The 25,279-nt window shown below is 73.1% G+C and carries 18 protein-coding genes and 2 pseudogenes; 8 read left to right on the forward strand and 12 right to left on the reverse strand.

The genetic code is table 11. From position 1 onward, the window contains the following. Window positions 1-2: 2 nt before the first annotated feature. The 6 genes and pseudogenes from HW130_RS00820 to HW130_RS00840 all read right to left on the reverse strand — a co-directional run. Window positions 3-311: a DUF1490 family protein gene (locus tag HW130_RS00820; protein ID WP_177147363.1), complete on the reverse strand. Its 309-nt coding sequence runs from the start codon at window positions 309-311 to the stop codon at window positions 3-5. 404 nt (window positions 312-715) lie between these two features. After that, window positions 716-2,245 carry an ATP-binding cassette domain-containing protein gene (locus HW130_RS00825; RefSeq protein ID WP_309140273.1) on the reverse strand — a complete coding sequence of 510 codons (1,530 nt, stop codon included), beginning with the start codon at window positions 2,243-2,245 and terminating at the stop codon, window positions 716-718. Continuing rightward, window positions 2,242-3,027, reverse strand: coding sequence for an ABC transporter permease (locus HW130_RS35515; protein ID WP_256355722.1), 786 nt, complete (start codon window positions 3,025-3,027; stop codon window positions 2,242-2,244). The genes HW130_RS00825 and HW130_RS35515 overlap by 4 nt, the downstream gene beginning before the upstream one ends. Further along, the gene (locus tag HW130_RS00830) at window positions 3,024-3,989 is read right to left on the reverse strand and encodes an ABC transporter permease (protein ID WP_177147364.1); all 966 of its coding nucleotides are present in this window, start codon (window positions 3,987-3,989) and stop codon (window positions 3,024-3,026) included. The genes HW130_RS35515 and HW130_RS00830 overlap by 4 nt, the downstream gene beginning before the upstream one ends. Then, window positions 3,986-5,580, reverse strand: a pseudogene (locus HW130_RS00835) (ABC transporter substrate-binding protein). The gene HW130_RS00830 and the pseudogene HW130_RS00835 overlap by 4 nt, the downstream one beginning before the upstream one ends. A 177-nt stretch (window positions 5,581-5,757) precedes the next feature. Beyond that, window positions 5,758-5,982, reverse strand: a pseudogene (locus HW130_RS00840) (MFS transporter); the annotation flags it as partial. 605 nt (window positions 5,983-6,587) lie between these two features. Here HW130_RS00840 and HW130_RS00845 point away from each other — a divergent pair. Next, window positions 6,588-7,319: a hypothetical protein gene (locus tag HW130_RS00845; protein WP_177147365.1), complete on the forward strand. Its 732-nt coding sequence runs from the start codon at window positions 6,588-6,590 to the stop codon at window positions 7,317-7,319. A 185-nt stretch (window positions 7,320-7,504) separates the two neighbouring features. Beyond that, the gene (gene pstS, locus HW130_RS00850) at window positions 7,505-8,629 is read left to right on the forward strand and encodes a phosphate ABC transporter substrate-binding protein PstS (protein ID WP_177147366.1); all 1,125 of its coding nucleotides are present in this window, start codon (window positions 7,505-7,507) and stop codon (window positions 8,627-8,629) included. Between the two features lie 43 nt (window positions 8,630-8,672). Here pstS and HW130_RS00855 read toward each other — a convergent pair whose 3' ends face one another. Further along, on the reverse strand, window positions 8,673-9,221 hold the full coding sequence (locus tag HW130_RS00855; RefSeq protein WP_177147367.1) for a DoxX family protein: 549 nt from the start codon (window positions 9,219-9,221) through the stop codon (window positions 8,673-8,675). Between the two features lie 169 nt (window positions 9,222-9,390). Here HW130_RS00855 and HW130_RS36625 point away from each other — a divergent pair, with 169 nt between their 5' ends. Next, the gene (locus HW130_RS36625) at window positions 9,391-9,624 is read left to right on the forward strand and encodes a NaeI family type II restriction endonuclease (protein ID WP_218182971.1); all 234 of its coding nucleotides are present in this window, start codon (window positions 9,391-9,393) and stop codon (window positions 9,622-9,624) included. Here the strand turns inward: HW130_RS36625 and HW130_RS00865 are convergent. From HW130_RS00865 to HW130_RS00880, 4 genes are read right to left on the reverse strand one after another with little or no spacing between them, the layout of a single operon-like run. Beyond that, entirely contained in the window at window positions 9,618-11,066 is a 1,449-nt protein-coding gene (locus HW130_RS00865; protein WP_177147369.1) for a bifunctional transcriptional activator/DNA repair enzyme AdaA, read from the reverse strand. The genes HW130_RS36625 and HW130_RS00865 overlap by 7 nt on opposite strands. After that, window positions 11,063-12,367, reverse strand: coding sequence for an NAD(P)/FAD-dependent oxidoreductase (locus tag HW130_RS00870; RefSeq protein WP_177147370.1), 1,305 nt, complete (start codon window positions 12,365-12,367; stop codon window positions 11,063-11,065). Before HW130_RS00870 ends, HW130_RS00865 begins: the two co-directional genes overlap by 4 nt. Window positions 12,368-12,398: 31 nt before the next feature. Continuing rightward, window positions 12,399-13,823 carry an FAD-dependent oxidoreductase gene (locus tag HW130_RS00875; RefSeq protein WP_177147371.1) on the reverse strand — a complete coding sequence of 475 codons (1,425 nt, stop codon included), beginning with the start codon at window positions 13,821-13,823 and terminating at the stop codon, window positions 12,399-12,401. Beyond that, a complete protein-coding gene (locus HW130_RS00880; RefSeq protein WP_177147372.1) occupies window positions 13,820-15,274 on the reverse strand; it encodes an FGGY family carbohydrate kinase in 1,455 nt (484 codons plus the stop codon). Before HW130_RS00880 ends, HW130_RS00875 begins: the two co-directional genes overlap by 4 nt. 501 nt (window positions 15,275-15,775) lie before the next feature. On the opposite strand from HW130_RS00880, the gene HW130_RS00885 reads away from it, so the two are divergent. From HW130_RS00885 to HW130_RS00905, 5 genes are all read left to right on the forward strand, one after another. Next, the gene (locus tag HW130_RS00885) at window positions 15,776-16,777 is read left to right on the forward strand and encodes a hypothetical protein (RefSeq protein ID WP_177147373.1); all 1,002 of its coding nucleotides are present in this window, start codon (window positions 15,776-15,778) and stop codon (window positions 16,775-16,777) included. A gap of 233 nt (window positions 16,778-17,010) precedes the next feature. Continuing rightward, window positions 17,011-18,474 carry an amino acid permease gene (locus HW130_RS00890; RefSeq protein WP_256355753.1) on the forward strand — a complete coding sequence of 488 codons (1,464 nt, stop codon included), beginning with the start codon at window positions 17,011-17,013 and terminating at the stop codon, window positions 18,472-18,474. A gap of 119 nt (window positions 18,475-18,593) precedes the next feature. After that, entirely contained in the window at window positions 18,594-19,025 is a 432-nt protein-coding gene (locus HW130_RS00895; protein WP_177147375.1) for a pyridoxamine 5'-phosphate oxidase family protein, read from the forward strand. A 597-nt stretch (window positions 19,026-19,622) separates the two neighbouring features. After that, on the forward strand, window positions 19,623-21,317 hold the full coding sequence (locus tag HW130_RS00900; protein WP_177147376.1) for a S8 family serine peptidase: 1,695 nt from the start codon (window positions 19,623-19,625) through the stop codon (window positions 21,315-21,317). A 192-nt stretch (window positions 21,318-21,509) separates the two neighbouring features. Next, a complete protein-coding gene (locus tag HW130_RS00905; RefSeq protein ID WP_177147377.1) occupies window positions 21,510-24,347 on the forward strand; it encodes a LuxR family transcriptional regulator in 2,838 nt (945 codons plus the stop codon). A gap of 65 nt (window positions 24,348-24,412) precedes the next feature. On the opposite strand, the gene HW130_RS00910 is transcribed toward HW130_RS00905, so the two are convergent. Then, window positions 24,413-25,246 carry a glutaminyl-peptide cyclotransferase gene (locus HW130_RS00910; protein ID WP_177147378.1) on the reverse strand — a complete coding sequence of 278 codons (834 nt, stop codon included), beginning with the start codon at window positions 25,244-25,246 and terminating at the stop codon, window positions 24,413-24,415. Window positions 25,247-25,279: the final 33 nt, after the last annotated feature.

Here is a 25,279-nt window from a genome sequence, read left to right on the forward strand (position 1 = left end):
GATCAGTGGTCGTGGTCATGGTCGTGGTCGACGCTGACCGCGGACGGCGGCGGCGCCTCCTCACCCAGCGAGGAGCGGGCCTCGGCCAGCATGTCGCCCGCCTTGAGACGGGCCTCCTCTGCGGCCGAGCCGAGCCACCGACCCGCCACGATTCCGCCGGCGATGCCACCGACGAGTGCCTTGCGAGCAGCGGGTTTGACTATCGGTGCGGCTTTGGCCGCACTGCGGAAAATCAATCCACCGACCACGCCGGAAACGGCGAAGTGTGCCATGCGGCCTGCGGCGGCACCGACCAGAGCAGCGGGATGCATCGGGCGCTCCTTCAAAGAGACGCGCCCCCGTCACCCAACCTTTATCAATTGTGGACCTGTGAGCGAACGCGCGGCAATCAACGCACGAACGCCCACCGGCAAGGTGCCGAGACGGCGCGCGGCCCTCAGAACGGTGGGGAGGACGCCGGAGCGTGCCGTCGGCGGCCGATGGTGAAGGCCGCGGCGTGTACGACGGTGGCAGCGGTCATGACGGCGAAGCTCGACGGCGGCTTCGATGATGACTTCGTCGATACGCTCCCGAGCCGCTCACCTGCGGGCGGTGAAGTGCAGCCCTGGCGGAGGGACGCCCCAGCGTTCTCCGGAGCGGGGCTCGCTTTCCACGCCGTGCACCGTGGTCTCCGCCGAGCCGACGTCATCGATGCTGTGTCGGCAAGGTTGGCCGTCTATGGCCACGCCTCCGCCGTCGTACGCACTGCGGTTCGCATCAGGGAGACGGTGAACGGGTGACGGGGCGAGGTGAGCACCTGCTGTGCCGTGCCCTGCTCGACCAGTTCTCCGGCGTCCAGTACGGCGATCCTGGCCGCCAGGGCCGCCGTGTCGAGGTCGTGGGTGATCAGGACGAGGGCAAGGTCTGTGCGCTCACGCAGCAGCGCGGCCAGCAGGTCGAGGATGGCGCGTCGGGTCACGGTGTCGAGCCCGGAGGTGATCTCGTCGCAGATCAGGACTCGGGGGCGGGCCAGCAGGGCACGTGCCAGTGCGGCGCGTTGAAGTTCGCCGCCGGACAGGTGGGCCGGCCGGCGGCGTACGAGTTCGTCCGGGAGACCGAGTGCGGTGAGGGTGCCCAGCGCCTCGGTGCGGGCATCGGCCGGGGTGGCCCCGCGTAGCCGTATCGCCGTGCGTGCCACCTGGTCGAGCACGGGTCGGTGTTCGTCGAAGGCGGCGCGCGCGTCCTGGAAGACGTACTGCACCGCGGCCAACTCTTCACGAGTGCGGGCGCGCAGGCTGCGGGGCAGCGGGATGCCGTCGAGCAGGATGTCGCCGTCGTGGTCGCGGTGGAGTCCGGCGAGGCATCGGGCCAACGTCGTCTTGCCGCTGCCGGAGCGGCCGACGACCGCCAGGCACTCGCCGGCGCGGAGGGCCAGTGCGTCGGTGATGCGCAGCACCGTCGTCCGGCTGTGGCGGGCGCTGAGGCGGTCTACCCGAAGTACGGCATCGCCTGGTTCCTCTTGGGCCGGCTCGGCCAACGTGGTGCCCGTGGCGAGGAGTTCACGTGTCCATGGATGGCGCGGCGCGAGCCACAGCCGTTGCGCCGGGCCCGACTCCACCACTCGGCCGCCGCTCATGACGAGAACCTCGTCGGCGAGGGCCCGTACGACATCCAGGTCGTGGCTGAGCAGCACCACGGCGATGCCCTGCCGGGCAACAGCCGCCAGTTGGTCGACGATGTGCCGTTTCGTCAGCGCGTCCTGGCCGGTGGTGGGCTCGTCCGCGACCACGACATCGGCGCCGAGCAGCAGTGCCTGAGCCAGGACGACGCGTTGCTGCTGGCCGCCCGACAGCTGGTGCGGGTAGCGGCGCAACACAGCGTCCGGCTCGGGTAGTTGCGCCAGTGAGAGGGCCTGCACGATGCGCTGCCGGGCGGCAGACCGGCGCTCGGACCTGAGCAGGTGCCGCACCTGACCCCGTGCGATGTCGCTCAGCAGCGCGCCGACCCCGCGTGCGGGGTTGAGAACGGAGCCCGGGTGCTGGGGTACGTAGCCGACCAGCGCGTCGGGCACGCGTACGTCACCGGTCACGCGGGCGCCTGCCGGGTACTCGCCGAGCAGGGCGAGGCCCGTGGTCGTCTTGCCACTCCCGGAGGCGCCCACGAGTGCGGTGATCTTTCCTGGCACGACCTGGAGGTTCACCCCGTCGACGATCGCCCGGCCGCCGATCTCGACCCGCAGATTCCTGATTTCGGCGACCGCGTTCACGTCCGCTTCCTCTTCTCCAGTACCGCGTCGAAGAGCAGGTTGCTCCCCATGGTCAGGGCGACGATCAGCAGGGCGGGCACCACCACGGCCCACGGTTGCGCGAACAGTCCGGTTCGGTTGCGGTCCACCATCACCGCCCAGTCGGAGGCGTCCGGTGCGACACCGACGCCGAGGAACGCCGCGGTTGCGACGAGGTACAGCACGCCCGTCAGTCGTACGCCCGCGTCGGCGGCGAGCGTGCGGGCGACCGACCTGCCGACGTACCCGACGGCCATGCGCCACCAGGTCTCCCCCTGCATGCGCAGTGCCTCGACCGCCGGGCGCGACGCCACCTCGGCGGCCGCGGCCCGCACGATCCGGGCGGCGTCGGGGATGTTGACGAGTGTCACCAGCAGTGCGAGGCCGGCCGCACCCGGCGTGAAGACGGATGCCACCAGCAGGATCACCAGCAGCGACGGCACGGCGAGCAGCACGTCCAAGGGCCGCATCAGCAGCTCTTCCAGCCACCGTCGGTGGGTGAGCGCGCTGATGAGCCCGACCGGCAGCGCCACCAGGTACGCGAGGGCGGTGGCGGCGAGCGCGACGAGCACCACTGACTGTCCGCCGAGGAGGACTTGACGCCCTACGTCCCGGCCGATGAAGTCGGTGCCGAGCCAGTGCCCGCCGCCGAGCGTGAAGGACGCGGCGCGCGGCCCGGCGTCGCCCGCGAAGAGCGGGCCGAGCACGGCAAGGGCGAGCGGTACGCCGGCGATCAGCGTGCCGAGTGCGAAGCGGGACTTCATGCGGCCACCCCCGCCCGGGGCGCGAACCGGTGGGCGACCAGGTCGGCGCCGAGGTTGAGGACGACGGTCGTGAGACCGAAGACCACCGCCAAGCCCTGCACCACGGGCACGTCGCGTTCCGCGACGGCGTTCATCAGGACAGTGCCGAGCCCGGGTATCACGTACAGGGCCTCCACGACGATGACCCCGCACAACAGCCAGTCGATCGTGCGGGCGAGCTGCTGTGCGGCGGGGGTGATCGCGTTGGGCAGCGCGTGCGCGTACCGGATGCGCGTGCCCGGGATTCCGTAGCGGCGGGCCTGAGCGACGTACGGCGATGCCAGCGCGTCGATCATCCCGGCGCGTACGAGCCGTGCCAGGGAACACACCGGCCGGGACAGCAGGACGAGGACGGGCAGCACCAGGGCGGCGGGGTGCGCGAGCAGATCGGTGTCGTAGCCGACGGCGGTCGGTGGCAGCCAGCCCAGACGCAGGGCGAAGACCGTGATCAGCAGCACCCCGAAGGCGAACTCCGGCACCGCGTACACCCCCAGCGTGGCCGAGCTGACGACCCGGTCCACGAGTCGCCCTTCATGGCGGGCCGCCAGTACACCGAGGCCGACGCCGACCGGCACCAGGAGCGCCACCGTGAGGACGGCGAGCAGCACGGTCGGCCCGAGGCCGTCTGCGATGTACGTGCTGACGGGCCGCCCGGAGGCCAGGGAGGTGCCGAAGTCGCAGTGCGTCAGCCCGGCAGCCCAGTCCGCGAGACGTTCGTGGGCCGGCCGGTCCAGCTCCATCGCCTCGCGGATGGCGGCGATCCGCTCCGGGTCGGGCTGGTCACCGGCGAGCGCCACGGCGGCGTCGCCCGGCAACGCCTCCGTGAGGGCGAAGACGAGCAGCACGACGGCCGCCGTCTGCCCCACCCCGAGCAGCAGCCGCCGAGCGACCCAGGAGCGCAGACCCGGTCCGGGTCCGCTCACGCCAGCCACACCTTGTCGAACCGTGCCCAGTCGAGGGAGTTCGCGGGCGCCTTGACATCGACACCCCGGACGTTACGGGCGGTGCCGAGGATCCAGTCGGCGAAGCCCCAGACCAGGAAGCCGCCTTCGGCGTGCAGGCGGCGCTGCATCCGGTCGTAGACGGCGGCGCGAGCGTTCTTGTCCTTGGTGGACTGCGCCTGCTGGTACAGGGCGTCGAAGTCCTTGTGCTGCCACTTGGTGGCGTTGGTGGTGGAACCGGTGAGCAGGCGCTGGGAGATGTGGGCCTCGATGGGCATGGCGCCGGAGCGGTAGGAGCAGAGGGTGCCGGAGTCGAGGATGTCCTTCCAGTAGCTGTCCTTGCTGCCGGTCCTGATCGTGACGGTGACGCCCGCCTTGGCCGCCTGGTCGCGGAAGATGGTCGCGGCCTCGGTGAATCCGGCGGCGACGGGCGAGGTGTCCAGGGTGACCTTGAGCCCCTCGGCGCCGGCCTGCCCGAGCAGCGCCTTGGCCCTGTCGAGGTCCTGTTCGCGCTGCGGCAGGCCGGCGGCGTAGTACTCGTAGCCCTTGCCGAACAGGTCGTTGCCGATCTCGCCCGCGCCGGACAGGGCGCCGTCGACCAGCTCCTTGCGGTCGGCGATCAGGAAGAACGCCTCGCGGACCCGCTTGTCGTCGAAGGGCGGCCGGTCGGTCTTCATGGCGAACGACTGCATGGCGCTGTTGCGCAGCCGGACGATCTCGATCTGCCCCTTGCCCTCGTGGGCGCGTGCGGTGGTGGGGTTGAGTTCGTGGGCGTACTCGATCTGGCCGCCGAGGAGTGCGTTGACACGTGCGGACTCCTCGTTGGCGACGATGAACTCCAGCTCGTCGAGGTGCGGGGCGCCGTCCCAGTAGGCGTCGTTGCGCTTGAAGACGGCGGACCGGCCGGGGGCGAAGGAGACGAAGCGGAACGGCCCGCTGCCGACCGGCTTCCTGTCGAAGTCCTGAGCGCCGTCGGGGACGACGTACGCGCCGAACGCGGCGAGGACGTTGGGGAATTCGGCAGTCGGCCGCTTGAGGACGAACTCGATGGTCCGCTCGTCGAGGGCGCGGCTGGCCTTCAGGTCGATGGGCTCCAAAGACGCCTTGGCGCGGAACGCCTTCTCAGGGTCGGTGATGCGGCGGTAGCTGTAGAGGACGTCCTGGGCGGTGACGGGCTTGCCGTCGTGGAAGGTGGCCTCGCGCAGGGTGACCTTCCAGCGGGCCATGCTCGCGTCCGGCTCCCATGCGGTGGCCAGGCGCGGCTGGGCGGACAGGTCGGGCCCGTAGTCGGCGAGTTTGTCGAAGAGCGCCTTGGCGCGGGCCACGTCGGCGAACAGGTTGCTCAGGTGCGGGTCGAGGGTCTCGCTGCCGCCACCACCGGCGAAGGCGGCGCGCAGCCGTCCACCGCGCCGGGGCTTGCCGTCCCCCTTCCCGGAGGCGCCGGGCTCGCCGGAGGCACCGGCACAACCGCTGAGGGCGAGCGCGCCGAGGCCGGCCCCCCTCCGGCAGCGGCGAGGAAGCCGCGGCGGCGCAGACCGGGGAAGCGGGGATCGGTGACGGGGGTTTCGCGCATGTCGGTGTCCTTGGTTGTACGAGCGGATATCGGACCGCGGGGGGCGGCAGCGAGCACGTGGGATCAGCGGCCGTGCGTCAGGCGGGCGAGGAGGTGCAGCCGGTCGGTGTCGGCCGCCGCGGCGGACTGGTCTGCGGCGGTCAGGTCGCCATCCCGCCACGGCGGCTCGGTGCAGGGCCGGTCCGATGCCGATCCGCCGATGAGAAACAGGCCCTGCTGACTCAGGTTGCGCACGCCGGGCACGATGCCGGCGACCACCGCGGACATCCCCAGGTCCTCGCTCAAGTGCAACGCGAGACAAGGGATCAACAGATAGAAGCCGCCGGTGCTGACACCGAATTGATTGACCAGGAGGAGGCGAAGCGCCAGGAGGAAACCGCGCAACTCGCGCCATGCCCTCACGGCTGATGCCCCGTTCCCTCGGTACGCCGACAGACCCCGAGGCCGGGTTCCGGCTCGCCCGTGGGCGCCGACGCCTTCCCGGTGTGCCTGTCTTGCGAGGTCAAGCTTTATCGATAATCGTTTTCATTGTCATCTGGCATGCTGCTACCTGGTCAGCCCGCTCGCCCGCCGAGCGGCGCGGCATCCCGCCGGTGACCGGGCGACCCGGCGGGCTGGGCCCGCGGCGGCACATGCAGGAGCCGGCGTCGGCGCGCGAGGCTGCGACGCCGATCGGCCGCCCCACAACCCGGCGGCTCGCCGTGGTACGGGCCTTCATGAGGAGTGGCCGTACTCCCAGCAGGACTGCTCGCGGCCTCGCCCGCGCACAGCGCGGACCGCTCCGACGCCCACCTCGCCCCAGCACAGGTGCGTGCCGCAAAGGGTGCTGCGTCGAACGAGTCGTCCCTCCCGCATGGCACGGTGACGGCCGGGCAGACCGAAGCCCGCCTCGTGTCTCCGGGCAGTCGGCGGAACGGCGGCCGCGCCGAGCTGAGAGCATCGACAGCCGAGGACCGTGAAGCGGGAACGTATGCGCACCGCACCGCCCATGCGATGAGGAGGACCTGATGAATGCCGCCGAAGAAGGACGGCAACAGCTGGACGCGGTCAGCGTTCTCAACGCCAAGACGACGCTCCTCCAGCTCCTCGCGCGGGCGGGCGTCTACTCCGGGGACGCGGAGGAGCTGATCGGACTCGTCGAGGCCGGTGCCCTCGCCCTCGCGCACAGGGAGCTCAGCGGAATCGGGCGGACCGCGCCGGCGGACAAGGGCGATCTCTACGAGTCCGGCCGGCTCGACGGCGCCCAGGCCGTCGCCGACGCCCTCGGCGCCATCGCCGAACGAGCGCTGCAACACGTCGTCGGCTCCGACCCGTCGGCCGGCTCTCCCGACCATCGTCCTCCTGTCCGGAGGATGGAGGTGGAGCGGGCGAAGGTGGCGGTCACGCCCCTCTACCTGTCGTTCACCGCGGCCTCCGACCTCGATCCCGAGGTCACGGAACAGGTGCTCACCGCCGTCCTCGGCACGATGACCTCCAGGCAACGGGCCGCTTACGCCGGGCTGCTGGCGGATTTCGCCTCCGCCAATCGGGTGCGCCTGGAGCGGCTCTACGCGGGCTACGGGCCCGGCAGCAGCATCGCGATCCACGGCCGCTACTCCCTCATCCACTCCCCGACCAGCATCGCCGTGCTGGAGCGACTCGCCACCGCGCCGTCTGCGCTACGGGAGGAGTGGGACGCCGCCGAGCTGCCGCCCGCGTGGCTGGACGGGCTGACAACGGCCTGGGGGTCGCCGGCCTGACCGTCGACGGCCCCCGCCCGCGACCGCGACGCGCTCCAGTGACTCTCGCCCCACGGGCACAGCAGGCCGGTATCGACTTCGGGACCGAAGAATACCTGAACGACGCCCGCCGTTTGCCTGGGCGTCACCGAACCAGCATCCATGTCGGAAAACATCTGTGTCCCTGGCTCGGGGAGGGAACGCAAGTGCGGCAGGGACGGATCAATCGGCTACGTCGGTTCGGCGCGGGGCTGGCGGCCTTGGCAGGCGCCGCGTCGCTGTCCGCGTGCGGGACCGGTGCGACCGGCGACGGCGAGCAGGCTGCCGCCAAGGCGCCGAGCGACATCGTCTGCGCGCAGAAGGGGCAGCTACCGGCGTCGGGCTCCACCGCCCAGCAGAACGCGATGAGGCACTGGATGCGGGAGTACCAGCAGGCGTGCCCTGGCGTGCAGATCCGCTACGTGGCCATCGGTTCGGGCGGCGGTGTCGCCCAGTTCCTGCGCGGTGCGACGGTGCTGGCCGGCACGGACAGCGCGCTGAAGCCGGACGAGGTCGAGGCGTCCCGCCAGTCCTGCCCCGGGGGCCGGGCCATAGACCTGCCCATGGTGGGCGGGCCGATCGCCGTCGGCTACAACGTCGACGGCGTGGAGGATCTGGTCCTCGACGCGCCGACGCTCGCCAAGATCTTCGACTCGGAGATCACCACGTGGGACGCCCCGGAGATCCGGCGGCTGAATCCCGGCGTCGCGCTGCCGCCGACCCCCATCAGCGCGGTGCACCGCTCCGACGGTTCGGGCACCACGCAGAACTTCAACGCCTATCTGGGCGCCGCGGCCCCAGAGGACTGGCCCTACGAGGCGGAGAAGGCGTGGCAGGCCAAGGGGGGCCACTCGGCGGCGGGTTCCGACGGCGTGGCCTCGCAGGTGTACACCACGGACGGCGCCATCGGGTACTTCGAGTTGTCCTCCGCCGCGGAGGAGAGGATTCCCACGGTCAGGCTGGACACCGGTGCGCCGGAGCCCGTCGCCGTCTCGGCGAAGGCGGCGTCGGCGGGCATCGCCGCGGCCGAGGTGGGTGCCGGCGGCGGCAAGGACCTGACGGTGGAGTTCGACTACGCGACCGAGGCCCCGGGGGCGTACCCGCTGGTCCAGGTCACGTACGAGGTCGTCTGCGACAAGGGCACACCGGCCGCGGCGCTCCCGGCCCTCAAGTCCTTCCTCACGTACACGGCGGGCAAGGAGGGCCAGAACCAGCTGGCGAAGCTGCACTACGCACCCTTGCCGCCGGCGCTGGCCGCCCGGGTGCGGGACGTGGTGGCAAGCCTGTCCTGACGGGCGGGAGCGGCCACGGGACGTCGGTGCAGCGGACTACGGGTCACTCGTCGAAGGGGTCCTCGGACTCCGCGTCCGGGTCGGGCTCCGCCTGGTCCTTGGCGCGCTTGCCGACGACGGCTGCCGCCGCGAGCGCGCTGGCGAGGAAGGCTGCGGCGACCGTCCACGGCTGGTTGAAGCGGTGGCCGGTGACGTGGTCGAGCGAGTACCGGCCGGGACCGGCGACGCCGAGGGCCGCCGCCGAGAATCCGAGGAACGCCGGGTACTCGAAACCTCCGGACTGCGCGAAGAAGCCTGCCGGCGCGTGGACGGAGACGGCTCCGGCCATATTGCCCGCCGCCACGGCGCCGGCGGCCGGAGTCGCGAGCCCCAGGGCCAGCAGCACACCTCCGCCCGTCTCGGCGAGGCCGGCGGCGAGGGCGCTCCCCTTGGGCGGGTGGAACCCCATGGCCTCCATCCCCTTGCTGGTTCCCTCCAGGCCGCCTCCCCCGAACCAGCCGAAGAGCTTCTGCGTGCCGTGGGCGGCGAGCACGGCGCCGGTGCCGACCCGCAGGACGAAGAGTCCGACGTCACGGCGGTTGAAGGTGGTCATGGCTGCTCCCGGTGCGGACGACATGGGCGACGCCATCCACTCTCGGCCCGCCGGGCGTACGGGCCGCTGCGTTGCTGGTCCGTACGGGTGACGGGGCCACGGCGGGCCCGAGCGGGAGCATCCCCCGGCGGACGCGTGTCCTTCCGCGTTCCGGCGGCTCCGGGCGGCGGTGCTCGGGACAACTCCGTTCGCACGCTCACCTGTTGAGGTCTCTGACCTCGCCCGGAGCGGTCCGGGCCGGGTATGGCGGGACTTTCCCGACGAGGGGATCACCGTGCTCGGACACCGGCGCACCGACCAGCGGCTCGCGGCGAACGTCGGTGTACCGGTGCCCCGGCTCGGGGAGTGGGTGTCGGTACGGCTGCCGTTCCGCGACATCGTGCCGTTGGACGCCGTCTACTGACGGTCGTCCTCGGCTCCCCGCAGATGCTGCAGGGCGTACGAGCGCCACGGACGCCAGCGTTCCGGGTCGGCGCCGGCCGGCAGCGCAGGGTCGTCGGGCAGCAGTACGTCCGGGTCGCCGAGGGCGTGCATGCGGATGCGGGCGGCCGTCGCCGCGTCGATGCCGGGGAGGGCGAGCAGACGGCGCTCGGTCTCCTCGCGGTCCGCGCCCGGGTCCAGCGTCAGGTCGCCGGAGGCGAGGGCGGTCGCCAGGGAACGCAGCGCCGGCGTACCGGCCTCCGTCAGGCTCTCGGCGCGTGGGAAGAGGCGGGTGAGGCCGCCGCTGGGGACGCACAGCTCCTCTCCGTACGCCGCCACGAGATCCGCCGCGGATCCGCCGGCCACGACCCGGATCGCGGCCTCGTGCGGGTCCGCCGCGCCCGGGACGCGCAGGCCGGGGCGGGCCGCGACCAGCGGGGCGAGGACGGGGTCGGCGCCGAGGCGGTCCGCGACCGCGCAGGGGTCGGCGTCCAGGTCGAACAAACGGCGCACGCGTTGCGTCGCCGTGGTCAGGTCGCGCAGGTCGGCGAGGTGCAGGCGGCACTCCAGCCAGCCACCGGGACCCGGCTGTTCGGACACCTCGGCGACTCCGGCGCCGCCGGGCAGGCGCAAGGTGCGCCGGTAGGTGCGCGAGCCGTCGTTGCCGACGACTTCCTCGACGCCCGGTATCGAGCGGGCCGCCAGGTGGTCGACCATGTCGCGGGCGGCGTACGGGCCCCGGTAGGCCAGCCGCAGCGGGACGCCCGCGCCCCCGCCCGGCGCGAGGGCGCGTGCCGGGCGGGCGGAGCGCAGCTCGCTGGGGGTGGCGGCGTAGATCTCGCGGATGGTGTCGTTGAACTGCCGTACGCTCGCGAACCCGGCCGCGAACGCGATCTCCGCGGCCTGAAGCGTCGTCGTCTGCAGCAGGACGCGTGCGGTGTGACCGCGCTGCGCGCGGGCCAGCGCCATGGGCCCCGCTCCCAGCTCGGCGTTGAGCTGGCGCTGCACCTGGCGGGCGCTGTAGCCGAGGCGGGTGGCGAGTCCCGCGACGCCCTCGCGGTCCACGACGCCGTCGCCGATGAGCCGCATGGCGCGGCCGACGACGTCCGCGCGGACGTTCCATTCGGCGGAGCCCGGTACGGCGTCGGGGCGGCAGCGGCGGCAGGCGCGGTATCCGGCGCTCTGGGCGGCAGCGGCGGTGCGGTAGAAGGAGACGTTCCGGCGTTTGGGCGTGACCGCCGGGCAGCTCGGGCGGCAGTAGATGCCGGTGGTGGAGACGGCGAAGAAGAAGATGCCGTCGAAGCGGGCGTCGCGGCTGGTCACCGCCTGGTACCTGCTGTCCTCGGTCGGGGCCCCGGTGAGGACGTCCTCGGACCGTGTCCGCGCGGGGCGCCCGTCGGACGTCTGGCTGCCGTCGATGGTCATAGGGCCAGTATCGGAGGCTCCACGGTCCCCGGCTGGCGGAAATCGGACATGACGCTGATGCGGACCTCGCCGCCGTCCCGGTCCACGCCGCCGAGCCAGTCCGGCCACAGGTGGACCGCCCGGTCGGGTACGGCGGTGCCCGGCAGGGGCTGCCGGTGCAGCAGCCGGCCGTCCTGTTCCACGACGAGGACCGCGTGCGGCAGCCGTTCCGCCGTGCGCAGCAGGAAGCGGCCGTGCGGAGGCGGAGGGCCGGCGGCGGTGACGACGTTCGGGGTGATCCGCAGCAGCGGCGGCTCGCACCGGACGGGCAGGCCCTCACCGGGCCAGGGTGAGCCGCCGAGGTGGCACAGGACGGCCGCGGCGGCATGCCGTCCCTCGTCGGCGGCCGTGGCGGCGGGCTCGGTCCCGCGCAGCAGGTTGCCCGCGGCGAAGACGCCGGGCCGGGCCGTGCGCAGGGCGGTGTCGACGGCCGGGCCACGGGTGGCGGGATCGAGCGGTACGCCGCCGTGCCTGGCCAGTTCGTGGTCGGGGATCCAGTCGCCGGTGAAGACCACCGTGTCGCAGGCGATCAGACGCAGGTCGCCGTCCGGGCCGAGCAGCCGTACGCCGGTGAGCCGGCCGCGTCCGGTCAGTTCGGCGACCGTGGTGCCGGTCAGCACCGGGACGCGATGGCGCGGCGACTGCAGCGGGCCGTGCGCCCGGTCGGTGACGAGCGCGACGACCTCGGCGCCCCTCCCGCGCAGGGTGCGGACGGCCGTGAGCGCGACGGGCTCGGAGCCGACGACGACGGCGCGGCCGCCGGCGCATCGCCCGAACCGGGGCGCGGACCGCAGGAGTTCGCCGGTGGTGAGCACGCCGTCCGGCCGGGTGCCGGGGACGAGGCGGGCGCTGCGGGGACGTTCGCGGGCGCCGGTGGCGAGGACGACGGCTCGCGCGGTGACCCGTTCCAGTCCCGCGGGGGTGGTGAGGTCGAGGGTGAGCGGCCCGGCCCAGTCGGTGACGGTGGCCGAGGTTCGCAGGACGGCTCCGGCCGCTGTGGCGGCGTCGACGAGCCCGCGGGAGCAGGAGGGGCCGTCGAGGGGGCGGTGGCGGGGGCCGAAGCCCCGTTGGGGTGAGTGGCGGGGACTGCCGCCGGGCTCCTGTTCGCGTTCGACGGCTTCGACCCGGCCCGCGCCGCGGGCGGCGAGCCGGGCGGCCGCGGCGAGTCCCGCCGGGCCGGTGCCGACGACGAGCACGTCGACGGCGCGTTCCCGGCGCGGCTGCGGGCCGACCGCATCACCGCAGAGGTCACGGCGGCTCATCGGGCGCCCCCGCCCCGGGGGTCACGTCGGCTCATCGTGCGTCTCCGCCCGCCGGCTCCCCGGCGCGGTGGGCGTCGAAGAGGTCGCGGACGGCGGCGCCGCAGAAGAACCCCTGGCAGCGGCCGCCGCGGGCACGCGTGCGGCGCCGCAGACCGTCGAGTGATGCGGGGGGCAGCGTGCCGGTGAGGGCGTCGCGGATCTCGCCGCGGGTGACGCGCTCGCAGTGGCAGACGATCGTGCCGTACTCGGGATCGGCGGCGATCAGGTCGGCCCGCTGGTACGGGCGCGCGAACGCCTCGCCGATGTTGGGCATGCGCACGGGCTCCAGGGGCCCGGCGGGCCCGGGGTCGAGTCCCGCGTCGCGGAGCAGCCCCACGACGTACGCGGCGATGGCCATCGAGGCGGTCAGCCCGGTGGAGCGGATGCCGCCGACGGTGAGGTACCGCTGCGCGGGACGGGAGCGGATGCGGTAGTCCTCGTGCCCGGTGGCGGCGCGCAGTCCGGCATAGACGGCGGTGACCTCCTCGTCGATCAGGTCGGGCAGGATGTGCCGGCCCTTCTCTCGGAGGAGTTCGATTCCCTGCGCCGTGGACCCGGTCGCCCGCTTGTCGTCCAGGTCCTCGGCGGTGGGTCCGAGCAGCACGTTGCCGTACACCGTCGGCGCGACGAGCACGCCTTTGCCGAGCGCCGTCGGCACGGGCAGCAGGATGTGGCGGACGAGGGGGCGGGCGAGTTTGTCGTACACGATCAGCTGGCCGCGGCGCGGGGTGACGGTGAAGTCGTCGTGGCCGAGCAGGCGGTCGATCTCGTCCGCGTGGAGGCCGGCCGCGTTGACGAGGTAGCGGGTGCGCAACAGGCCGCGGTCGGTGGACAGTTCGTGGACTGCTCCCCAGGTGACGGACTGGACCCGGCAGTTGAGGTGGAGAGCGACTCCGGCGTGTACGGCCTGGGTGGCGTAGGCGAGCGTCGTGGTCCAGGGGCAGATCACCGACTCGCCGGGGACCTCCAGGGAGCCGAGCGCGCCGGGACCGAGGCGCGGTTCGCGGCGGTAGGTCTCGGCCGCATTCAGCAGGCGGGTGTCGTGGCAGCCGTTGCGTACGGCCTTGTCGGCGAGCCGGGGCAGGGCGGTGAGCTGCTCCTCGTCCCAGGCCACGAGGAGCGCGCCGACGGGTTCGACGGGGATGCCGCTCTCGGCGGCGTAGGCGGCCAGGCGGCGCTGTCCCTCGCGTACGAGCCGGGCCTCCAGGGAACCGGGGACGGCGTCGAAACCGGTGTGGAGGATGGCGGTGTTGGCCTTGGACGTGCCGTTGCCCACGTCGTCGCTCGCGTCGACGATCGCGGTGCGCAGCCGGTACCGGGCCAGTTCACGGGCGACGGCGGCGCCGACGACACCGGCGCCCACGACGACGACGTCGTGCAGTCCGCCGGGCAGCTCGCCGCTGGTCGTGACGGTCATACGGCGGGTGCCGTCGCGGACGAGCGCTCCAGCAGGACGTCCACCTCGGCGCGGAAGCGCGCGAGCCGCTCGGCGGCCTGGTCGGCGCCGATCCGCGGCTCGTAGACGGCGGACGGCGCCCACTGCGGGACGGTCTGCTCCGGTGACAGTGCCGGGTCCGTGCCGAGCCGGGCCACGGCGCCGACGCCGAGCGCGGTCGCGTCGGGCAACGCCGAGACTTCCACGGGCAGTTGGAGCAGGTCGGCCTGGGTCTGCATGAGCAGCGCGGAGCGGGTGAGCCCGCCGTCCACGCGCAGCGAGGTGAGGGGGGTGCCGAGGTCGGCGGCCACGGCGTCGGTGAGCCCGGTCACCTGGGCGGCGATGCCCTCGCACAGGGCGCGGACGAGGTGCCCGGGTCCGGTGTCCAGACCCAGTCCGGTGACCGAGCCGCGCACATCGCCGCGCCACCAGGGGGCCGCGAGCCCGGCGAGCGCGGGGACGAAGGTGACGCCGCCGCTGTCGGGGACGGCGGAGCCGACGGCGTCGAGGTCGGCCGCGCCGGAGATGACGCCGAGGCCGGTGAGCCAGCGCACGGCGGACGCGGCCGTGTACACCTGGCCGTCGAGGCAGTAACTGGTGTTCCCGCCGAGCCGCCAGGCGACGCAGCTGACGAGACCGGTCGTGGCACGGCGGGGTGTCGGTCCGGTCTGCGCCAGCAGGAACGCGCCCGTGCCGTAGGTGCACTTGGCGGTGCCTGCTTCGGTGACGCTCTGGGCGAGCAGCGCGGCCTGCTGGTCGACGAGCAGGCCGGTGAGGGCGATGCCGGGGCCGAACGCGGTTGTGACGCCGACCGGTCCGTCGGCGTCGACGACGTCGGGGAGGCGCTCGCCCGTGAGACCGAAGAGGTCGAGGGCTCGCGGCGACCAGTCGGTGGTGTCGAGGTCGAGGAGCTGGGTCCGGCCCGCGGTGGCCGCGTCGGTGACGAACGCTCCGGTGAGCCGGTGCACGAGCCATGAGTCGCTGGTCGTGACAACGCCGTCACGGGTGAGCTCGCGGCGGATCCACGCCATCTTCGGGGCGGCGAAGTACGGGTCGAGCGGCAGTCCGGTCAGCTGGGTCAACTCGTTCGCGTGGGGCGCGAGTTCGTCGCACAGGGGTGCGGCGCGGCGGTCCTGCCAGACGATGGCGTCGGTGAGCGGCTCGCCGCTGGCGGGGTCCCAGGCGAGGACGGTCTCGCCCTGGTTCGCGAGGCCGACGGCCATGACCGGTTCGCCCGCGCGGGCGAGCGCCTGGCGACCGGCGTCGACGACGGAGGAGAGCAGCGCGCGGGGGTCCACCTCGACACGGCCGCCGGGACCGTAGCGAGGCGCGACGGGCGCGAAGCCGCTTCCGATGACGCCCCTCTCGGGGCAGACGACCAGCGCCTTCGTCCCGGAAGTGCCCTGGTCGACGGCAAGTACAGGGCCTGTCACGGCCACCCCGTTCCCGCTCGAAGAAACCTTGATCCAAATCTTGATCGCTGCCGACGAGCGTGGTGCAGACCGGCGTCCGCGTCAAGGCCCGACCGGCCTCCCTTGCCACTGATACATCAAGCAACTCCTTGATCTGTTCGAGTGGTTGAGTAAGATCGGCGCGTCACGGCAGGCGGAACGGGGGGCCGGCGCAGCTCCCCGTCGGTGTGACATCGCCCATCGGCGTCCGGCCGACCACCGGACGTCTGCCCGCACGACGGACGGCCGCTGCGCTGCCGGGCGTCCGGCTCCTCGCCCACGGCGGTCGGCCGCCCCGGACGTGCCCGGTCCCGTGGACGCCGACGCCCGCCGGACGGACTCGCACGCCTCATCCTCCCCATCTCCCAAGAGGCCCCATGATTTTGAGTTCACCGCCCGAGCGCTGCCACGGACCGAGGGGATCGGAGGGGTCCGGGCCGTGACTGCCGAGCCCCGCACGGCCCGGCACGGGAGGGCCGGCTGATGACGCAGGACGGCTTCAGGCCGGTGTACCACCCGGCCGGTCACGACGGCGGACTCCGGGCCGCCCTCCAGGACCTGCGCACCGGCCGCTGGCTGGCGATGCGGAATCTGCTGGAGGACACGACGGACTGGGCGGTGTGGACGCAGCGGACCCAGGTGCTGGCCGCGGTCGCCGCCGGATCGGACACGGTCCAGGCATGGCGCTCGGAGGAGCCGGCGAGTCCCGCGGCGGCCGTCATGCACTGCCGTGTGGTCGTGGAGCGCGCTCTGCGGGCGCACCGCGAGGGGCATCACCGCACCGGCGAACTGTGGCAGGAGGGCTGGGAGGCGTGCCGTGCGGCGGCGCACGCGGCTCCCCAGGACCCGGTGCCCTGGGTGTGCCTGCTGGCCCTGGCGCAGCTCGACGAGGGGCAGCGGCTGGAGGAGCACCGTGCGGCGCCGCCGGGTCCGATGCTCTTTGCCGGGCCGTGGGGCCTGCTGGCGCAGGCGGACAAGCGCGATCCGCACAACCGCGAGGCCTACCACCGGATGCTGCAGTTCGTGTACGGCCGACGGGCCGGCGGGCATCTGTCGGACGCGCTCGACTTCGTCCAGTGGGCGTCGTCATCGGCTCCGCCCGGGTCGGCCGTGAAGGTGCTCCCGCTGTACGTGCGCGTGGAGCGCTACCGCCGTGAGCACGGCCACGAGAAGGCGCTCGACCTGCACTGGGTGACCGACGACGCGGCGCGTGAGGCGCGGAGCGCGCTGGCCGGATGGTTCGACGCGGCGGATCCGGCCCGCCGGTCACTGCTGGACCTCGGCCATCTGGCGCACGCGCTCTGGGGTGCGCAGCAGTTCGCCGACGCGGGCCGGGTGTTCGAGGCGCTCGGCCCGTACTACACGCCGCCGCCGTGGTCGTACCGCACCCGTGATCCCCAGGACGCCTCGCTGGCCAAGGAGGTGTTCCTGCGCGCCCGGTCCCGGTGTCTCACCGCGGCCCGGGAGGCGCGCTCCGGTCCCTAGGGCCCGCGTCCGCAAGGCGTCGCCCGTCCTTGGCGCGGCGTCCCCGCTCCGGCCCCCATCCGCTTCGTCCCCGTTCGCTTCCGCCCGTTCGCTCCCGTCCGCGTCCGCTCCCTGCACGCCTTTCCCCGGAGGTGTTTCCGTTGTCCCTGTCCCCGCCGTCCCCGCCGTCACCATCGCCCGCGACGGACCAGCCCGGCTCCGGCCACACCCCGCCCAGGGACGAGGAGGAGCGGCTGCGGGAACTCGGCTACCAGCCGGTCCTCGCCCGCCGCATGGGCGGCTTCGGCAACTTCGCCATCAGCTTCTCGGTGATCTCCGTCCTGTCGGGCTGCATGACGCTCTACGGCTTCGGCCTGGGCACCGGCGGCCCCGCGGTGATGCTCTGGGGCTGGGCGGGCGTCGGTCTCTTCGTGCTGTGCGTCGGCATGGCGCTGGCCGAGGTGACGAGCGCGTACCCGACTTCGGGCGCGCTGTACTACATGGCGGACCGGCTCGGCGGCCGCAAGTGGGGCTGGTACACGGGCTGGCTGAACCTGCTCGGCCTGCTGGGCGCGATAGCCGGCATCGACTACGGCTGCGCCCTGTTCACGGGCGCCTTCCTCAATCTGCAGTGGGGCTTCGAGCCGACACCCGGATCCACGATGCTCATCTTCCTGTGCATCCTGCTGCTGCACGCGACGCTGAACCTGTTCGGCGTGCGCCTGGTGAGCCTGCTCAACTCCATCAGCGTGTGGTGGCACCTGGCCGGTGTCGCCCTGATCGTCGGCACGCTGGCGATCGTCCCGTCCGACCACCAGTCGCCCGAGTTCGTCTTCGGCGAGTTCGTGAACGACACCGGCTGGGACAACCCGCTCTACGTGGCCGCGATCGGTCTGCTGCTGGCGCAGTACACGTTCTCCGGCTACGACGCCTCCGCGCATCTGTCGGAGGAGACGTCGAACGCCTCGGTCAGCGCGGCCAAGGGCATCGTCCGTTCCATCTGGGTGTCGTGGATCGCGGGCTTCGCGCTGCTCGCCGGCCTGACCTTCGCCATCCAGGACTACGCGGGCACGCAGGAGACCGCGACCGGCGTGCCGCCGGCGCAGATCCTGATCGACGCGCTCGGCAGCGGCGCCGCGTCCGCCCTGCTGCTCGTGGTGATCGTCGCGCAGCTGTTCTGCGGCAACGCGGAGGTGGCGGCGGCGAGCCGCATGGTGTTCGCGTTCAGCAGGGACAACGCCCTGCCGGGCTCGGCACTGTGGCGCAAGGTCAGCAGCCGTTCGCAGACGCCGGTGCCCGCGGTGTGGCTGTCCGTGGGCTTCGCCTGCGTGCTGGCGCTGCCGTCGCTGTACTCGGCGACCGCGTACGGCGCGGTCACGGCGATCAACGTCATCGGCATCACCCCGGCGTACGCGATCCCGGTCTATCTGCGGCTGCGGGCGGGTGACCGCTTCCGGCCGGGGCCGTGGAGCCTGGGCCGCTGGAGCAGGCCGATCGGCTGGGTCGCCGTCGTGTGGGTGGCGTGTGTGACGGTCCTGTTCTGCCTGCCGCAGTCGAGCCCGGTGACGGCCGACTCGATGAACTACGCCTCGATCGCGCTGGTGGCCGTGCTGGTCCTGGCCACCGTGTGGTGGTTCGTCGCGCGGCGCACGTACAGCACGCCCGCCGCGTACGGGAACGCCCGCGAGCAGGCGGAGATCGCGGAGAACATCGTCTGACGTTCCGCTGACCACGTGCACCGGAATGACCGGCGTGGCAACGGTGTTGGGGCACAAGGAGCTCCGTTGCCGGAGTCCTACGTCCTGCGTGCTGTGCCTACCGAAGGAGTGAGTGTGTCGTGGCCCTCTCCCGTGACGAGCGTGAGCAGTTCCTCGCCGAGCCCCATATCGCCGCGCTCGCGGTCGAGTCGGGCGACAACGGCGGGCGGGCGCCGCTCACGGTGCCCATCTGGTACCAGTACGCCCCGGGCGGCGACGTATGGATCATGACGGGCCGCGACTCCCGCAAGGGGCAGCTGATCGCGGAGGCGGGGCGGTTCAGCCTCATGGTCGACCGCGTGGAACCCACCATCCGGTACGTATCGGTCGAAGGCCCTGTCATCGACACCGTGCCGGCCACGCGGGAGCAGCTGGTGGAGATCTCCGCCCGCTACCTTCCGGCCGAGAAGGTCGAGGGTTACGTCGACTTCGCCTGGAAGAACCACGGTGATCAGGTGGTCGTCCATATGCGGCCGCAGCGCTGGCTGAGCTCGGACCTCGGTGAGGTCTGAGCCGGCCTCCCGACCGACGACGTCGCCGGGGTGGAGGTGAGGAGCCGACGCTCGTCGGCTCGGGCAGGGCAGGAAAGGGCGAGCCGTCCGTCGGCCACAGGCCGCGGGCGGCTCGCTGTTTCCCTGGGAGTTTCGCGCCCTTGACGCCTCGTCCCCCTCCCTCCCTCTCGGGAGCGGCGAGGGGGACAAGGGTTTTCCCCGTATCGCGTTCACCTCAGCTTTTCCTACTGTCTGCCGCACCGGCAGATCCCGCCCCCTGACTCGCGAGCTCCACGCCTCGCCTGTCAGGTGCATGCAGATCGGGCTCTGCCGGTGCGGCCCCGAAGAGGGGGGCCGTTGTGCCGGCGGCGGCGCGCGGGCTACCCGGCCCGGGGAACCGCGGGGAGCAACCCCCACACTGCGACCGCGGTTCCCGCGCCGCCCGCTCGGCGAAAGAAACCGTCATTCGAGAGGAACACCTTGAACGGTTCCAGGCGGAGACTCATAGCCGTCGCGGCAGCGAGCGCCACGCTCGCCGGCGTTGCCGCGACGACTTCCGTGGCGTTTGCCGCAACGCCAGCGAATCCCGCACCGAAGCCCGCCCCGGCGTCGCAGGCGATGTCCACCCCTCCGGCCGCGCCGGTGGAGAAGGTCATCGTCACCTACAAGTCCAAGGCCGCCGAGGCCACGTCCAACACGGCGGCCAGGAGCGACGCGGCCGACAAGGCCGGGAAGACCGGCGAGAGCCTGTCCTTCGAGCGCCGGCTCGCCGGCGGCTCGGCCCTGGTCGACCTCGGGGGCGAGGCGTCCACGAAGGACCTGGCCGAGGTCATGGACGCCTTCCGCGCCGACCCGCAGGTCGCCTCCGTGGAGGCGGACATCCGTGCCTACGCGATGGCCGTCACCCCCGACGACACCGAGTACGCCAAGCAGTGGGACCTCTTCGAGGCCACCGGCGGCATGAACGTGCCCGGCGCCTGGGACAAGACCACCGGCAGCGGCGTGACCGTCGCCGTCATCGACACCGGGTACGCGGCGCACACCGACCTCGCCGCGAACACCGTCGCCGGCTACGACTTCATCTCCAGCGCCACCGACGCCCGTGACGGCGGCGGCCGCGACAGCAACCCGAAGGACGAGGGCGACTGGAACGCCACCGACGGCGAGTGCGGCGTCGGTTCGCGGGCCGGCAACTCCTCCTGGCACGGCACGCACGTCGCGGGCACCATCGCGGCCACGACGAACAACGCCAAGGGCGTCGCGGGTATCGCGTACGACTCGAAGGTCCAGCACGTCCGCGTCCTCGGCAAGTGCGGCGGTTCCTCCTCGGACATCGCCGACGCCATCACCTGGGCCTCCGGCGGCTCCGTGCCGGGCATCCCGGCCAACGCGACCCCGGCGAAGGTCATCAACCTGAGCCTGGGCGGCGCCAGCAGCACCTGCCCGAGCGTCTACCAGAACGCCATCAACGGCGCCGTCTCCCGCGGCACCACCGTGGTCGTCGCGGCGGGCAACAGCAACACCAACGCCTCCGGCTTCACGCCCGCCAACTGCGCGAACATCATCAACGTGGCGTCCACCAGCCGCGAGGGCAACCGGTCGTTCTACTCGAACTACGGCACCATCGTCGACGTCGCCGCACCCGGCGGCGAGACCCGCCGCGCCACGGACACCCCCGGCACGGTGACCACCCCGGAGAACGGCATCCTCTCGACGCTCAACTCGGGTACCACCACCCAGTCGACCGAGAACTACAAGCCCTACCAGGGCACGTCGATGGCCGCCCCGCACATCGCCGGCCTCGCCGCGCTGCTGGAGTCCGCCAAGCCCACGCTGACCCCGGCCGACATCGAGTCCGCCATCAAGGCGAACGCCAGGCCGCTGCCCGGCACGTGCACGGGCGGCTGCGGCGCCGGCATCGCGGACGCGACCAAGACGGTGAACGCCGTCTCCGGCGCCACCCCCGGCGGTTCGGTCTACAGCAACACGAACAACGTGACCATCTCGGACAATTCGACCGTCACGTCGTCGATCGCGGTCACGGACCGCACCGGCAACGCCCCCGCCGCCCTCAAGGTCGACGTGGACATCAAGCACACCTGGCGCGGTGACCTGGTGATCGACCTGATCGCCCCGGACGGCACGGTGCGCAACCTCAAGGCGTCCTCCGGCTCGGACAGCGCGGACAACGTCCTCGCGACGTACACCGTCGACGCCTCCACCGAGGTCGCAGCCGGCACCTGGAAGCTTCAGGTCCGCGATGTGGCCTCGGGTGACACCGGCTACATCGACTCCTGGAGCCTCACCTTCTGATCCCTCCGATCGATGGTGTATCACCGCAGGTCACGGCGCGTTCCCGGCTTCTGCAGGGGGCGCGCCGTCCGGCTGCATAGGCCCAGACCTGTCCGCATGCCGGACGACGGGCCTGGACTGCGGGGACAGGGTTCGTATCCTCTGCTCGAACGGGCAGGGGGCCCGCACACGCCGGAGGGTGGTGGTGGGCTCATGACATCGGCCGCATACCGCGCCGAGCCGGTCGGCCGCGCGGAACTGCTCGCCCGCCTGGACCGGGTGCTGAGTACCGGCGGCCGTGCGCTGCTCACCGGTCCCCCGGGAGTCGGCAAGACCGAGGTCGCGCTCTCCGCCGCCGCGCGCGCCGAGGCACGGGGCGAGACCGTGCTCTGGCTGGCCGCGCTGCCCGCCGACCGCGGCATCCCGGGTGCGGCCGCGGCCGCGCTCATCGCCTCCGTCGCCGCGGCCGCCCCGCCCGCGCAGGGTCCGGGCCGCGAGGGGGACGTCCTCGCGGATCTGCCCGGCCCGCAGCGCGCCGCCGTCGCCATGCTGTGCCGTGAGGCGCCGATGCCGGACGGCGGCTGGGACCCGGTCGCCCTGCGTCTGGCCCTCGCCCGCATCCTGCGCGCCCTGGCCGCGCGCGGGCCCGCCCTCCTGGTGCTCGACGGCGTCCAGTGCATCGACCCGGCGAGCGCCGATCTGCTCCGGTTCGCGCTCCGCCTGGCGCCCCCCGAACTGCGGGCCGTCGCCGTCGACACCCCGGCCGCGTACGGCACGGGCGGCGACCCGTCCGACGGGCGGGCGGCACCACGAGCGACCGTGGAGCCGCTCTGGGAGCCGTCCGAGGCCGACGTGCTGAACGTGCCGCCCCTGCAGGCCGACGAGATCGCCGAACTCCTCATCCACCACCGGCTGCCCGCCCGCATGGCGGGCCGCATCCACAAGGCCAGCGGCGGCAACCCGCGGCTCGCGCTGGCCGTCGGCCGCTCCCTCGCCGACGCACGCACACCGGTGCACCACGCCGAGTCCCTGTCGCTGTCGGGCCGCGCCCGGGACCTCGCCCGCGCACTGCTCGGCGCCGTCCCGCCGGACGTCCGCGCGACCCTCCTGCTCGCGGCGCTCGCCCTGCGGCCGTCGGCCTCGCTGATCCGCCGGGCCGGGCGGCCGACCGCCGAGGCGGATCTGGCGGCAGCGGAACGCGCGTCGCTGATCCGGCTCACGGAGGACGGCACGGTCGCCTTCTCGGCCGGCGTCCTGCCCTCGACCCTGGTGCACGACGCCTGCTGGACCGAGCGCAGCTCGGGCCACGCGGCGCTCGCCGGGGTCGTCGACGACCCGGTCGAGGCCGTACGGCACCGGGCGCTGGCCACCGACGTTCCCGACGAGGAGCTGGCCGCGGAGGTGTCGGCCGCCGCGGAGACGGCCCGGCGGCGCGGCAACAGCACGCTCGCCGCGGAACTCGCCCTGCTCGCCGCCGAGTCCACTCCGGGCCTGCACGGCCCGCAGCGCATCGCGCGGCTCGTCGACGCGGCGGAGGAGGCGGCCCGCGCGGCCCGCGCCGATCTGGCGATGCGCGCGGCGACGGACCTGCTGGCACGGGACGCGTCCCCGGCCGACCGGGTGCGGGCCCGGCTCGCGGTGCTGGACACCGCGGGTCAAGGGCTGACGGACCTCGACGAGATCTACGTCCACGCCATGGAGGACTCGGAGGGCGACACGGCGCTGCGGGCCGCCGTACAGCTGCGGCTGGCGGTCAAGTACGTGCTGGCCGACGGCGACCCGGTGCGTTCGCGCGCGGCGGCCGTGGAGTCGGCTGCGCTCGCGGCGTCGGTGGACGACCGCGGCACGGCGGCCAAGGCCCTGACGGTGCAGGCACGCATGGACCGGGTGCTCGGATCGCCGGACGCGGAGCGCGTACTCGCCGAGGCGCGCGCCCTCGAAAGGGCGGCGCGCCCGCTCGGCATCCGCAACGCCGCCCAGATCCTCACGATCCGCCATGCGATGTTCGACGATCGCCTCATTGAGGCCCGCGACCAGCTGGGGGCGCTGCTGCCGCTCGTCGAACGCCGCGGTTCGGTGGAGGACGCCATCGAACTGTTCCGCACGCTCGCGGAGGTCGAGGCGCGGCAGGGCCATTGCGCCGCCGCGCTCGCCCACGCCGGCCGGTCGCTCGCCCTGACGCTGGAGGCCGGGCTCTCGCCGGGACCCGCCTGGTACGCGCTGGCCCTCGCCGAGACGGCCGGCGGAAGTTTCGCGCGTGCCGCCAGTTACGCGCGGCGCAGCGCCCAGGCATCGGAGGAGGAGGGCGACCACGTCTTCCTGTCCCGCAGCCTCTATGCGCTCGGCCGGGTCCAGTTGCTCTGCGGTGACGTCGCCACGGCGCTGGAGACCCTCCGGCGGGTGCAGGCCGGCGAGCGTGCCCAGGCGACCGTCGATCCGTCGATGCTGCGCTGGCACGAGGAGCTCGCCGAGGCCCTGGTCGCGGTCGACGCACTGGAGGAGGCGGAGGCGCTGCTCGCGGACGTCCGCCCGGTGGCCGACCGGCTCGGCCGCACGACGGTGCTGCTCGGCTGCGACCGGGCGCGTGCCGTCCACCTCGCCGCGAGCGGCTGCCCGGACGAGGCGGCGTCGCTGCTGACGGAGGTCGCCGAACGGTACGGCGCGGCGGGCCTGCCGCTGGAGCGCGGCCGGGCGCTGATCACACTGGCCCGTGTCGAACGCCGCCGCCGCAGGCGGTCGGCGGCCGCGAGCGCGTTGCAGGCGGCGGCCGCGGTCTTCGAACGGGCGGGCGCCACACCTTGGCTGGCACTCGCGACGGAGAGCCCGACTCCCCCGGCGGAGCCGGTGCCCACCGCGCGGGGCGGCGCCCTGTCGGCCCTCACGGACGCAGAACTGCGACTGGCGCGGCTGGTGGGCCAGGGAGCGAGCAACCAGGAGGCGGCGGCGAAGCTGTACCTGAGCGTGAAGACCGTCGAGGCGAGGCTGACCCGCATCTACCAGAAACTGGACGTCCGTTCACGGGCCCAACTGGCGACTGCGCTGAACAGCTGACCGCCGCGCGGCTGGGCGGGGAAGACGCCCCCTCTTCATCGCCCTCGTCGGCGCCCGACTACCCCTCACCGACCGTCGCGGGGGACGAACAGGACCCGGAACATTCTGGGCCACCACTTGCCCGTCAGCAGGAACTGCTCGGTCCCCGGAACCGCAGCGATGCCGTTCAGGACGTCCGCGTGCCGTCTCTCGCCTTCGCTGAGCAGTGACGGTACGGCGATGTCACCGGTCACCTCACCGGAGGCGGCGTCGATGCGTACGATCCGATCGGTGGGCCACACGTTCGCGTACACGGTGTCGCCGACGCATTCCAGCTCGTTCAGCCGTCCCACAGGCCGTCCCTCGGCGGTGACGGCGACCTCGCCCCGTTTCTCAAGCGTTCGGGTGTCCCGGAAGACGAGCCGGGAGGTGCCGTCGGTCGTCACGAGCCGACCGCGGTGTCGCTGGTGGCACACCCCCCAGCCTTCCCCCTCGTACGGCACCCGGCGCAGTTCGGCCAGCGTTCCGGCGTCCCGCTCGATGGCGATGCCGTCCTGCCAGGTGAGCTGCCAGAGCGTCGGTCCCACGACGGTGATTCCCTCGGCGAACAACGGCGGGGGCAGTTCGGCGCGCTGCGCCGGCGGGGCGCCGGGCCGGCCTGCCCTGAGCGTCGAGCGGCCGGCCAGGCCCGTGCTCTCGTAGAGCCTGCCGTGGGCCATCTCCAGGCCCTGGGTGAAAGCCGTCGGATCATGAGGCAGGGTCTCGACGACCCGGACCGTCAACGGCTCGACCCGTGCCGCCGTCTGCCCGGGCATGCCCCGTCCGCGATCCACGGCTCCGTCGCCCGTGTCGCACGAGCCGACGAGCATCCCGCCGACCAGAGCGACGATCGCCACAGTGACCACGAACGCAAGCCGCATGGCTGCACACTGGCACACGGGTCCGGCGGGGTC

It is taken from the genome of Streptomyces sp. PKU-EA00015 (assembly GCF_013387495.1).
Taxonomy (GTDB): Bacteria; Actinomycetota; Actinomycetes; order Streptomycetales; family Streptomycetaceae; genus Streptomyces.

Excerpts from the sequence above, each read along its gene's own strand:
- HW130_RS00885 (WP_177147373.1), top strand. The coding sequence starts at position 15,776 with ATGACGCAGGACGGCTTCAGGCCGGTGTACCACCCGGCCGGTCACGAC.
- HW130_RS00820 (WP_177147363.1), bottom strand. The coding sequence starts at position 311 with ATGCATCCCGCTGCTCTGGTCGGTGCCGCCGCAGGCCGCATGGCACAC.
- HW130_RS00900 (WP_177147376.1), top strand. The coding sequence starts at position 19,623 with ATGTCCACCCCTCCGGCCGCGCCGGTGGAGAAGGTCATCGTCACCTAC.
- HW130_RS00870 (WP_177147370.1), bottom strand. The coding sequence starts at position 12,367 with ATGAGCCGCCGTGACCTCTGCGGTGATGCGGTCGGCCCGCAGCCGCGC.
- HW130_RS35515 (WP_256355722.1), bottom strand. The coding sequence starts at position 3,027 with ATGAAGTCCCGCTTCGCACTCGGCACGCTGATCGCCGGCGTACCGCTC.
- HW130_RS00845 (WP_177147365.1), top strand. The coding sequence starts at position 6,588 with ATGAATGCCGCCGAAGAAGGACGGCAACAGCTGGACGCGGTCAGCGTT.
- HW130_RS00865 (WP_177147369.1), bottom strand. The coding sequence starts at position 11,066 with ATGACCATCGACGGCAGCCAGACGTCCGACGGGCGCCCCGCGCGGACA.
- HW130_RS00905 (WP_177147377.1), top strand. The coding sequence starts at position 21,510 with ATGACATCGGCCGCATACCGCGCCGAGCCGGTCGGCCGCGCGGAACTG.
- HW130_RS00910 (WP_177147378.1), bottom strand. The coding sequence starts at position 25,246 with ATGCGGCTTGCGTTCGTGGTCACTGTGGCGATCGTCGCTCTGGTCGGC.
- HW130_RS00875 (WP_177147371.1), bottom strand. The coding sequence starts at position 13,823 with ATGACCGTCACGACCAGCGGCGAGCTGCCCGGCGGACTGCACGACGTC.
- HW130_RS00855 (WP_177147367.1), bottom strand. The coding sequence starts at position 9,221 with ATGACCACCTTCAACCGCCGTGACGTCGGACTCTTCGTCCTGCGGGTC.